Source organism: Streptomyces sp. NPDC040432 (assembly GCF_055595445.1).
The window spans coordinates 18,381-28,074 of the sequence record NZ_JBVIVP010000044.1; the positions used below are offsets into that span (position 1 = coordinate 18,381).

The window sequence follows — 9,694 nt, forward strand, 5'->3', positions numbered from 1 at the left end:
CGCCGCGGGCCCCCACGGCCCCGGCCACCTTGACCACGTTGAACACTTCGAGCACGGGGATGGCGTAAAGAATGGTGAACGAGGAGAAGTACCTCGATTACCTCAAGCGGGCGACGGCCGATCTCCGCGAGGCCCGGCGACGGCTGCGCGAGGTGGAGGAGCGGGACCAGGAGCCGATCGCGGTCGTGGCCATGAGCTGCCGCTACCCCGGCGGCATCGACACCCCCGAAGCCCTGTGGGACCTCGTCGCACACGGCGGGGACGCCGTCACCCCCTACCCCGCCGACCGGGGCTGGCCCACCGAGGTCCTCTTCGACCCCGACCCGGACAGCGGCATCGAGGCGTACGAGCAGGTCGGCGGGTTCCTCCACGAAGCCCACCACTTCGACCCCGCGTTCTTCGGGATCTCCCCGCGCGAAGCCATCGCCATGGACCCGCAACAGCGGCTCCTCCTGGAAACCTCCTGGGAGGCATTCGAACGCGCCGGCATCGACCCGACCACCCTGCGCGGCAGCCGCACGGGCGTCTTCGCGGGCCTCATGTACCACGACTACGCGGCACGCCTGTTCAGCGTCCCCGAGGAGATCGAGGGCTTCCTCGGCAACGGCAGCTCCGGCAGCATCGCCTCCGGCCGCATCGCCTACACCCTCGGCCTGGAGGGCCCGGCCGTCACCGTCGACACGGCCTGCTCGTCCTCCCTCGTCGCCGTCCACCTCGCCGTCCAGGCCCTGCGCGGCGGCGAATGCACCCTCGCCCTCGCCGGCGGCGTCACCGTCATGTCGACACCCGGCACCTTCACCGAGTTCAGCCGCCACCGCGGCCTCGCGGGCGACGGCCGCTGCAAGTCCTTCGCCGCCGCCGCCGACGGCACCGGCTGGGGCGAGGGCGCCGGCATGCTCGTCCTGGAACGCCTCTCCGACGCCCGCCGCAACGGCCACCCCGTCCTTGCCGTGGTCCGCGGCACCGCCGTCAACCAGGACGGCGCCTCCAGCGGCCTGACCGCCCCCAACGGCCCCTCCCAGCAGCGCGTCATCCGCGAAGCCCTCGCCGGCGCCCGCCTCTCGGCCACCCAGGTCGACGCCGTCGAGGCCCACGGCACCGGCACCACCCTCGGCGACCCCATCGAGGCCCAGGCCCTCCTCGCCACCTACGGCCAGGACCGCCCGGAGGACCGGCCGCTGCTGCTGGGCTCCATCAAGTCCAACATCGGGCACACCCAGGCCGCGGCCGGTGTCGCCGGGATCATCAAGATGGTCATGGCGATGCGCCACGGCGTCCTGCCCGCGACGCTCCACGTGGACGAGCCCACACCGAACGTCGACTGGTCGCAGGGCGCCGTCCGGCTGCTCACCGAATCCCGACGGTGGCCGGAGACCGGTGCGCCCCGCCGTGCGGGCGTCTCCTCGTTCGGCATCAGCGGCACCAACGCGCACACCATCATCGAGCAGGCACCGGCCCCGGACTCCGTCGAGGAATCCACCGCACCGGCCACCGCCCCCGTACCGGCCCTGTGGAACCTGTCGGCCAAGTCACCGGCCGCCCTGCGCGCCCAGGCCGAGAAACTGCACGCCCACCTGTCCGCCCGCCCCGGACCGGGCGCCGGCGACGTCGCCCGCTCGCTCGCGAGCGGACGCACCGATTTCGAACACCGCGCCGTCCTCACGGCCGCCGACGCGCCCGGCTTCGTCGACGCGCTGAAATCCCTTGCCGCCGCGACCCCGGAGACGTCCGTTGCGGGCGTCACCCGCGGCCGCCCGATCGCCGGCAAGCTGGCGTTCCTGTTCACCGGTCAGGGCAGTCAGCGCCTCGGCATGGGGCGTGAACTGTACGAGACGTATCCGGTGTTCGCGGCGGCGTTGGACGCGGTGTGCGAGCGGATGGATCTCGATCAGCCGTTGCGTGAGGTGTTGTTCGGTTCGGATGCTGCTCTGCTGCACGAGACGCGGTTCACGCAGCCGGCTCTGTTCGCGGTCGAGGTGGCGTTGTTCCGGCTCGTCGAGTCGTGGGGTGTGAAGCCTGACTTCCTGTCCGGGCATTCGATCGGTGAGATCGCGGCGGCGCACGTGGCGGGTGTGTTGTCGTTGGACGACGCGTGCGCGCTGGTCGCGGCCCGTGGCCGGTTGATGCAGGCGCTGCCCGCGGGCGGCGTGATGATCGCGGTCCAGGCGTCGGAGGATGAGGTCCTGCCGCTGCTGACGGACCGGGTCGGCATCGCGGCCGTCAACGGCCCGCAGTCGGTCGTCATCGCCGGTGACGAGGACGCGGCGACCGCCGTCGCCGCCTCGTTCGCCGACCGGAAGACCAAGCGGCTCACGGTCAGTCACGCGTTCCATTCGCCGCACATGGACGGCATGCTCGACGAGTTCCGTCGGGTGGTGGAGGGGCTGTCGTTCTCCGCTCCGCGCATTCCGATCGTCTCCAACCTGACCGGCGCCCTGATCACCGACGGTGAGATGGGTACGGCCGAGTTCTGGGTCCGGCACGTCCGCGACACCGTCCGCTTCCTCGACGGCATCCGGACCCTCGCCGCCCGCAACGTCGTGCACTTCCTCGAAGTCGGCCCGGACGCCGTCCTCTCCGCGCTCGCCGCCGACTGCCTGCCCGAGGACACCGGCACGGCCGCCCTCGTTCCGCTGCTCCGCACCGGCCGCCCCGAGACCGACACCCTGACCGCGGCCCTCGCCCGGCTCCACGTCCGAGGCGTGACCGTCGACTGGGACGCCTACTACGCCGGCACCGGCTTCGAGCGAGTCGACCTGCCCACCTATGCCTTCCAACGCGAGCCCTACTGGCTCGACGCGGGCCGCCCCCCGGGCGATGTCTCCGCGGCCGGACTGGGAGCCGCCGGGCACCCGCTGCTCGGCGCGGCCGTGGCCCTCGCCGACCTCGACGGGTTCCTCCACACCGGCCGGCTCTCGCTGGACACCCACCCGTGGCTCGCGGACCACGCCGTCACCGGTTCCGTCGTGCTCCCCGGCAGCGCGTTCGTCGAGCTGGCCATCCGCGCCGGCGACCAGGTCGGCTGCGACCTGCTGGAGGAACTCACCCTCCACGCCCCGCTCGTCCTGCCCCCCAGCGGCGGCGTCCAGCTCCAGCTCTGGGTCGGAGCCCCCGACGCCACCGGCCGGCGCCCCCTCGGCGTGCACTCACGGCCCGAGCCCGGGACCGACGCCCCCGGGTCCGCATCCGACGCCGTCGGGCAGCCGTGGACCCGACACGCGGACGGCGTCCTCACCGTCGGCGCCCCGCAGCCCACCTTCGTCCCCGACACCTGGCCGCCGGCCGACGCCACACCCCTGGCCGTCGACGAGCTCTACCCGGGGCTCGCCGAGGCCGGACTCCACTACGGGCCCGCGTTCCGCGGCGTCCGCGCGGCCTGGACCGCCGACGGGGCGACGTACGTCGAGATCGAGGCGACGGACGAACAACGCGCCGAATCGGCCCTGTTCGGACTGCACCCGGCGCTCCTCGACGCCGCCCTGCACACCATCGGCCTCGCCGGACTCGTCGAGGACACCGGCCGCGGCCGGCTGCCGTTCTCCTGGAACGGGGTGGCCCTGCACGCGTCGGGCGCCTCCACACTGCGCGCACGACTGTCCGCGACCGGACCGGACACCGTGGCGCTGTCCCTCGCCGACGGAGCGGGACAACCCGTCGCCGACATCGCCTCGCTCACCCTGCGCACCGTCCCGGACATCCAGGGGACGCCCGGGGCGGGAAGCCCCCACGACCACCTGTACCGGGTGGCCTGGACACCGCTGACCCCGCCCGCCACGGCCGACACCGACCCGGTGGCCCCACTGCCCCCGCTGCTCGACGCGTCGTCCGTCGCCGGGGAGCCGACCACGCTCCTCGATGCCGACGGGCCCGCACCGGCCACGGTCCTCGTACGCCTCCCCGCCGATCGGGAACTCACACCGGAGGCCGTCCACACGGCCACGCACCACACGCTCGCCCTGCTGCGGAACTGGCTCGCGGACGCCCGGCTCGCCGACAGCCGCCTCGTCCTCCTCACCCGGGACGCCGTCTCCGTCCGCGCCGCGGACCACGCACCCGACCCCGTCTCCGCCGCCGTCCGCGGACTCGTGCGCTCCGCACAGTCCGAACACCCGGGCCGTTTCGTCCTCGTCGACACCGATGCGGGCACCGACCCGGGGACCGCTGCCGACGCCGGCACCGACTTCGGTACCCTCCTGGCCGCCGTCCTCGCCTGCCCGGAACCCGAGGTCGCCCTGCGCGAGGGCGTCGCCTACGCACCTCGCCTGGCACGGGTCCCCGCCGGCGCCGGAAACCCGGCCGGGGCACCCGCCCACGACACCGAGGGCACCGTCCTCGTCACCGGAGCCACCGGCACCCTCGGACGACTCGTCGCCCGGCACCTCGTCGCCGCACGCGGCGCCCGGCACCTGCTCCTCCTGAGCCGCCGCGGGGACACCGCGCCCGGCGCGGCGGAGCTGACGCGCGAACTGACCGAACTGGGCGCCGACGTGACCTGGGCGGCGTGCGACGCCTCCGACCGGGACGCCCTCGCCGCCGCCCTCGCGGACGTCCCCGACGCCCACCCGCTGCGCGCGGTCGTGCACACCGCCGGGGTCCTGGACGACGGCGTGATCGAGTCGCTGACGCCCGCACGCCTCGACACCGTCCTGCGGCCCAAGGCCGACGCGGCCCTCCACCTCCACGAACTGACCCGCGACCTCGACCTGTCCGCGTTCGTGCTGTTCTCCTCGGCCGCGGGCGTGTTCGGCGCACCCGGCCAGGGCAACTACGCCGCCGCGAACTCCTTCCTCGACGCCCTCGCCCAGCACCGCCGTGCCCGGGGACTCCCGGCGGTCTCCCTCGCCTGGGGCCTGTGGGAGGACACCGACGGCATGGGCGGCGCCCTGGACCGTGCCGACCTGGAACGGATGAAGCGCGGAGGAGTGCAGGGGCTCACCGCCGCCGACGGCCTCACCCTCCTCGACCTCGCCGACGCCCTCGGCACGGACACCCCCGCGGCCGACACCCCCGCCGGTACCGCAGGGGTGGAACACGCGCTCCTCGTCCCGATGCGGCTGACCCCGCCCGCCGCCGGGACGGGCGTCGCCCCGCTGCTGCGCGGTCTCGTCCGCACCCCCGTACGTCGCACCGCCGCCGCCGGCCCCGCCCGGACCGGGGCGGAGCCGACCGGGCTGGAACGCAGCCTCCTCGGCCTCGACGCGCCCGGACGGGAACGGCTGCTCCTCGACCTGGTCCGCGGCCACGTCGCCGACGTGCTCGGCCACGGCGGCGCGGACGCCATCGAAGCCGAACACGCCTTCAACGACCTGGGCTTCGACTCCCTCACCGCCGTCGAACTCCGCAACCGGCTCGGCGCGGCCGTCGGCCACCGACTCCCCGCCACCCTCGTCTTCGACCACCCGACCCCGCTCGCCCTGGCCCGCCACCTCTCCGCCGAACTCGGCGGCGGCCCCGAAGCGACCCAAGACCCGGCCGCCGCATCCGGGGCAGGCGTCACCGGCGCCGACGACGACCCGATCGCCATCGTGGCGATGAGCTGCCGCTACCCCGGCGGCGTGACCACGCCCGAGGAACTGTGGCGGCTGCTGGAGAGCGGCGGCGACGCCATCACCGGCTTCCCGGCCGACCGGGGATGGGACGTCGAGTCCCTCTACCACCCCGACCCCGACCACCCCGGTACCTCGTACACCCGGCACGGCGGATTCCTGCACGACGCCGCCGCGTTCGACCCGGCGTTCTTCGGGATCAGCCCGCGCGAGGCGGTCGGCACCGACCCCCAGCAGCGGCTGCTTTTGGAGACCACCTGGGAGGCCTTCGAACGGGCCGGTATCGACCCGGCCACCGTGCGCGGCAGCCGGACCGGCGTCTTCGCCGGTGTCATGTACCACGACTACGCCGCCCTGCTGGAGGGATCGGCCGACGGCGCGGACGGCTCGCTGGGTTCGGGCAGCACCGGCAGCATCGCCTCGGGACGCGTCTCGTACACCTTCGGTCTCGAAGGTCCTGCCGTCACCATCGACACCGCCTGCTCGTCCTCGCTCATCGCCCTGCACATGGCCATCCAGTCCCTGCGCACCGGCGAATGCGACCTGGCCCTCGCCGGCGGTGTCACCGTCATGGCCACACCGGGCACGTTCGTCGGCTTCAGCCGGCAGCGCGGCCTGTCCGCCGACGGCCGCTGCCGCGCCTTCTCGGCGGGTGCGGACGGTACGGGTTGGGGTGAGGGTGTCGGCATGCTGCTCGTGGAGCGGCTGTCGGACGCCCGCCGCAACGGCCACCCGGTGCTCGCGGTGGTCCGTGGTTCCGCCGTCAACCAGGACGGTGCGAGCAACGGCCTCACCGCGCCGAACGGGCCTTCGCAGCAGCGGGTGATCCGCGCGGCGCTGGCCGGCGCCGGTCTGACGGCCGCCGATGTCGACGCCGTCGAGGCGCACGGCACCGGCACGACCCTCGGGGACCCGATCGAGGCCCAGGCGCTTCTTGCCACGTACGGCCAGGACCGGCCCGAGGGGCAGCCGCTGCTGCTCGGCTCGATCAAGTCCAACCTCGGGCACACCCAGGCCGCCGCCGGTGTCGCCGGCGTCATCAAAATGGTCATGGCGATGCGGCACGGCATCCTGCCCCGAACCCTGCACGCCGAGCAGCCGTCACCGCACGTGGACTGGTCGGCGGGCGCCGTCAGCCTGCTCACGGAATCGGTGCCGTGGCCCGAGACCGGCCGCCCGCGCCGGGCCGGCGTGTCCTCGTTCGGCATCAGCGGCACCAACGCCCACACCATCATCGAACAGGCCCCCGTCGACATCGACACCGACGCCGTGACGGATGCCCCCACCGCTTCCGTCGCCGCGACGGACGCCGGCACGCGCCCCGGCGTGTTCCCGTTGCCGTTGTCCGGCCGCACGGGACCCGCCCTCGCCGACCGGGCCCGCGCCCTGAGCGCCCACCTGGGCGCCCACCCCGACCTCGAACTCGTCGACGTCGCCCACTCCCTGGCCACGACCCGTGCCACCTTCGACCACCGCGCGGTGATCGTGACCCGGGACCGCGCCACGGCCGTCACCGCCCTCGACGCGCTCGCCGCCGGCAGCACCGCCCCCGGCCTGACCCGGGACATCGCCGGCAGGACCGGCCGCACCGCGTTCCTGTTCACCGGACAGGGCAGCCAGCGGATCGGAACGGGCCGCGAACTGTACGCCGAACAACCGGTGTTCGCGGCAGCCCTCGACGCGGTGTGCGACCGCATCCCCCTCGAACCCCCACTGAGGGACGTGCTGTTCGGCACCGACCCCGAACCGCTGAACCGTACGGAGTACACCCAGCCTGCGTTGTTCGCCGTCGAGGTGGCCCTGTTCCGGCTCTACGAATCCTGGGGCGTGCGACCGGACTTCGTGGCCGGCCACTCCATCGGTGAAATCACCGCCGCACACATCGCGGGCATCCTCAACCTGGACGACGCCTGCGAACTGGTCGCAGCACGCGGCCGGTTGATGCAGGCCCTGCCGGGCGGCGGCGCGATGATCGCCGTCGAGGCCTCGGAGGAGGAGGTCCTCCCGCTCCTGACGGACCGGGTGAGCATCGCCGCCGTCAACGGCCCCCGAGCCGTCGTGATCGCCGGCGACGAGGACGCCGCGACCGCCGTCGCCGCGTCCTTCCCCGACCGCAGGACCAAGCGCCTCACCGTCAGCCACGCCTTCCACTCCCCGCACATGGACGGCATGCTCGACGACTTCCGCAAGGTGGTCGAGGGCCTGACGTACACCGCCCCGCACATCCCGGTCGTCTCGAACCTGACCGGCGCCCTGATCACCGACGGCGAGATGGTTACGGCGGACTTCTGGGTCCGGCACGTCCGCGAAACGGTCCGCTTCCTCGACGGCGTCCGCGCCCTCGAAGCCGCCGGAGTCACGACGTACGTCGAGCTCGGCCCCGACGGAACCCTCTCCGCCCTCGCCCAGGACTGCCTCACCGACCCGACCCCGGCCGCCTTCACCGCGACGCTGCGCGCCGACCGCCCCGAACCGGAGACCACCACCTCCGCGCTCGCCCGGGCACACGCCCGCGGCGTCACCGTCGACTGGACGGCCTACTTCGCCGGATCCGGCGCCGAGCGCGTCGACCTGCCCACCTACCCGTTCCAACGGGAACGCTTCTGGCCGGAGACCGGCACCCCGCTGCCCGGCGACGCCACCGGACTGGGCCTCGCGGCCGCCGGCCACCCCCTGCTGGGCGCGGCCGTCTCCCTCGCGGACGCCGACGGACACGTCCTCACCGGACGGCTGTCGCTGCGCACCCACCCCTGGCTCGCCGACCACGCCGTCCTGGGATCAGTACTGGTCCCGGGCACGGCCCTCGTCGAACTGGCTCTGCACGCCGGCGACCGGGCCGGGGCCCCCGCCCTCGACGAACTGACCCTCCAGGAACCGCTGGTCCTGCCCGACACCGGCGACGCCGTCGAGGTCCAGGTCACCGTGGGGGCACCCGACCCGTCGGGTCGCCGCCCGGTCGCCGTGTACTCCCGCCCGGCCGGCGCCGACGACGAACCGTGGCTGCGGCACGCCGCCGGACTCCTCGCGGAGGAGGTCCGCGCCACCGGCGCCGACCTCGCCGTCTGGCCCCCGGCAGGCGCGACCCCCGTCCCGGTCGACGAGGCGTACGCCCTGCTCGATGCCGCCGGACTCGCCTACGGACCCCTGTTCCGCGCCCTGCGGTCGGCCTGGCGGGGCGACGGCGAACTCTTCGCCGAGCTCGCCCTCGCCCCGGACGCGCAGGGGGAAGCCGACGCGTTCGGACTGCACCCCGCACTGCTCGACTCCGCCCTGCACGCCCTCGCACTCGACTCCTCCCTCACCACCGGCCCCGACGCCGACGGGGCGCAGGGCGCCCGCCTGCCCTTCGCGTGGAGCGGCGTACGCCTGCACGCGGCCGGCGCCGCGGCGGCCCGCGTCCGCCTGGCCTCCGCCGGACGGGGCGCGGTCTCCCTCGAACTGGCCGACCCCGCCGGGCGGCCCGTCGCGTCGGTCGACTCACTGGCCCTTCGCACGCTCTCACCCGACCGGATCGGCGCCGCGACCCGCGACCGGCGCCCGAACTCCCTCTTCCACGTCGAGTGGACGCCGCTCCCCACCGAGGGGCTCCTCCCGGCACCCGGCACGGCCGACGCGCGGTCCGTCCCCCGGGCCGTCGTGGGCCAGCCGATACCCGGCCTGGACTGCATCGAGTACGCCGACGCGAGCGCCCTGGCGGCCGCGGAGGGTGACGTACCGGAGCTGGTCCTCGTCACCACCGACCCGACCCCCGCCGACAGCCTGTTCCCCGAAGCGGTGCACGCCCGGACAACCGAGGCGCTGGCCCTCGTCCGGTCCTGGCTCACCGAGGAACGGTTCGCGTCCTCACGTTTCGTCTTCGTCACCCGTGACGCCGTACCGGTGCCCGGTCCGACGGCCGGCGCCGCCCGCGATCTCGCGGGCGCCGCCCTCGCCGGCCTCATCCGGTCGGCCGCCACCGAACACCCCGGACGCTTCGCCCTGATCGACCTGACGGCAGACGCGACGACCCTGCCCGAGCAGGCCCTCATGACGGCCCTGGTCTCGGGGGAGTCCGAGGTCGCGGTGCGCAACGGTGCCGTCCTCGTGCCGAGGCTGGTGCGTGCGTCGGCCGGTGTGGATGCCGCTGCGCCGGAGTGGGGTGCGGAAGG

At 74.4% G+C, this 9,694-nt stretch carries 1 protein-coding gene; it reads left to right on the forward strand.

All coding sequences use genetic code 11. The annotated features are described in order from the left end of the window. Window positions 1-71: 71 nt before the first annotated feature. Window positions 72-9,694 (forward strand): type I polyketide synthase (locus ACZ58N_RS38250; RefSeq protein ID WP_471170072.1); only part of this gene is annotated, 9,623 nt, incomplete at its 3' end.